Raw genomic sequence first — 2,988 nt, forward strand, 5'->3', positions numbered from 1 at the left:
CAGCCGCATGCCACTGACTCGCAGACTCATTTTTCGATAGGCACGCCGTCACCCCGAAAGGCTCCGACGGTTTGCAGGCGCGCGGTTTCAGGAACTCTTTCACTCCCCTCCCGGGGTGCTTTTCACCTTTCCCTCACGGTACTCGTACGCTATCGGTCAGACGGGTATACTCAGGCTCACCCCACGGTCGGGGCTGATTCACGCGGGATTCCACGAGGCCCGCGCTACTTGGGACACACGATCACGGGACGACGCGCATACGGCTACGGGGCCATCACCCTCCACGGCCCGGCATTCAATCCGGTTCGCCTCACACATCGCTTTATCACCCATGCCCGGCCCGTCGGAACCGGGACACACGCTCCCACAACACCGGCAACGCAACCCCCGACGGGTATCACACGAAGCCGGTTTGGCCATCATCCGCTTTCGCTCGCCACTACTCACGGAGTATCCATTCCTGCAGGTACTGAGATGTTTCACTTCCCTGCGTACCCCCCGCACGAATGCGGTGCCATCCCATCAAGAATGGCGGGTTCCCCCATTCGGACACCCTCGGATCAAAGCCCACTCGGCGGCTCCCCGAGGCCTATCGCGGCCCGTCGCGTCCTTCATCGGTACCGTCTGCCAAGGCATCCACCACACGCCCATGCACGCAACCCACACGGCCACGCGCACAAGCCCACTGCAAAACAGCCTGGACGACTAGATCATCACACTGACGATCGCAAAACGATCAACAAAAAAACTTTTCGAACCCCGACCCAAAAAAAGGCGGGGCCCGACGAAATCAACAGCGAGAACCAACCCCCAACAGGGAGCCGGTCCCGCTCGCGTCCACTATCCAGTTCTCAAACCACCACGACACCCGAAACCCGAACCCGCACGCCACACGCGCACAAGCCCGGGCCACGGGGCCACGGACACCCACCCCCACAACAGGGGGGCCGGCGATCCGGGAACCCAAAAGCATGTCCGCACCACCCGCACAGGCCCACGACAGACCCGCGCCAGGCCAACGACCATTCCTCGCCAGCAACCCCCACAGGCCGGACCACCCGACCCCAGGGGCACACGACGGCTCGCAGACACGAGCCTGAATCTCCGTAGAAAGGAGGTGATCCAGCCGCACCTTCCGGTACGGCTACCTTGTTACGACTTAGTCCCAATCACGAGCCTCACCTTAGACGGCTCCCCCCACAAGGGATAGGCCACCGGCTTCGGGTGCTGCCCACTTTCATGACTTGACGGGCGGTGTGTACAAGGCCCGGGAACGCATTCACCGCGGCGTTGCTGATCCGCGATTACTAGCGACTCCGACTTCACGGAGCCGAGTTGCAGGCTCCGATCCGAACTGAGACCGGTTTTCAGGGATCCGCTCCGCGTCACCGCATCGCATCCCGCTGTACCGGCCATTGTAGCATGCGTGAAGCCCTGGACGTAAGGGGCATGATGATCTGACGTCATCCCCACCCTCCTCCGAGTTGACCCCGGCGGTCCCCCGCGAGTCCCCAGCCGAACTGCTGGCAACACGGGGCGAGGGTTGCGCTCGTTGCGGGACTTAACCCAACATCTCACGACACGAGCTGACGACGACCATGCACCACCTGTGAACCCGCCCCGAAGGGAAGCCCCATCTCTGAGGTCGCCGGGAACATGTCAAGCCCAGGTAAGGTTCTTCGCGTTGCATCGAATTAATCCGCATGCTCCGCCGCTTGTGCGGGCCCCCGTCAATTTCTTTGAGTTTTAGCCTTGCGGCCGTACTCCCCAGGCGGGACGCTTAACGCGTTGGCTCCGACACGGGACACGCGGAAACGCGCCCCACATCCAGCGTCCACCGTTTACGGCGTGGACTACCAGGGTATCTAATCCTGTTCGCTCCCCACGCTTTCGCTCCTCAGCGTCAGTTACGGCCCAGAGACCTGCCTTCGCCATCGGTGTTCTTCCCGATATCTACACATTCCACCGTTACACCGGGAATTCCAGTCTCCCCTACCGCACTCAAGCCCGCCCGTACCCGGCGCAGACCCACCGTTAAGCGATGGGCTTTCACACCGGACGCGACGAACCGCCTACGAGCCCTTTACGCCCAATGAATCCGGATAACGCTTGCGCCCTACGTATTACCGCGGCTGCTGGCACGTAGTTAGCCGGCGCTTATTCGACGGGTCCACTCACCGAAGCTTGCCCCCCGTCAAAAGCGGTTTACAACCCGAAGGCCTCCATCCCGCACGCGGCGTCGCTGCATCAGGCTTGCGCCCATTGTGCAATATTCCCCACTGCTGCCTCCCGTAGGAGTCTGGGCCGTATCTCAGTCCCAATGTGGCCGGTCGCCCTCTCAGGCCGGCTACCCGTCAAAGCCACGGTGGGCCATCACCCCGCCGTCAAGCTGATAGGACGCGACCCCATCCCATACCGGAAAAAACCTTTCCCGCACCACCATGCAGCAGTGCGGAGCATGCGGCATTACCACCCGTTTCCAGGAGCTATTCCGCAGTACAGGGCAGGTCGGTCACGCATTACTCACCCGTTCGCCACTCTCACCCCGGCCGAAACCAGGGATCCCGTTCGACTTGCATGTGTTAAGCACGCCGCCAGCGTTCATCCTGAGCCAGAATCGAACCCTCCACAAAAAACATGAAGGACAATCCGAAAACAGACTCTCCAAAAGAAAAAGACGAAAACATCCTTAAGGAAAGGACATCCTCACAAAACCCCGCCCCCCATCAACCAACCAAGGACCCAACCAGCAAAAACCGGCCAGGCGGGAGACGGACTGGCAATCATTGACTATAAAGAAGTAGTACAAACACACTCTTGAGTTCTCAAACCACCGACACACCAGCAGGCGACGCAACCCCGAAGGGAAGCACCACCGCGCCGGGCAGCAAGAGATAAACATACACGACACCACGCGAACACGCAAACCGGCATCACAAAACAACGCCAAACCCCTTGCAAACACACGCCTCCCTCGGCGTGTCGCAC

At 60.9% G+C, this 2,988-nt stretch carries 2 rRNA genes; both read right to left on the minus strand.

Annotated elements, in window-relative coordinates:
* Positions 1-663: ribosomal RNA gene (locus tag EHS19_RS10965) — 23S ribosomal RNA — on the minus strand; the annotation flags it as partial.
* Between the two features lie 447 nt (positions 664-1,110).
* A 16S ribosomal RNA gene (locus EHS19_RS10355) occupies positions 1,111-2,633 on the minus strand.
* Between the last annotated feature and the right edge of the window lie 355 nt (positions 2,634-2,988).

Source organism: Bifidobacterium jacchi (assembly GCF_009078285.1).
In the GTDB taxonomy this organism is placed as follows: domain Bacteria; phylum Actinomycetota; class Actinomycetes; order Actinomycetales; family Bifidobacteriaceae; genus Bifidobacterium; species Bifidobacterium jacchi.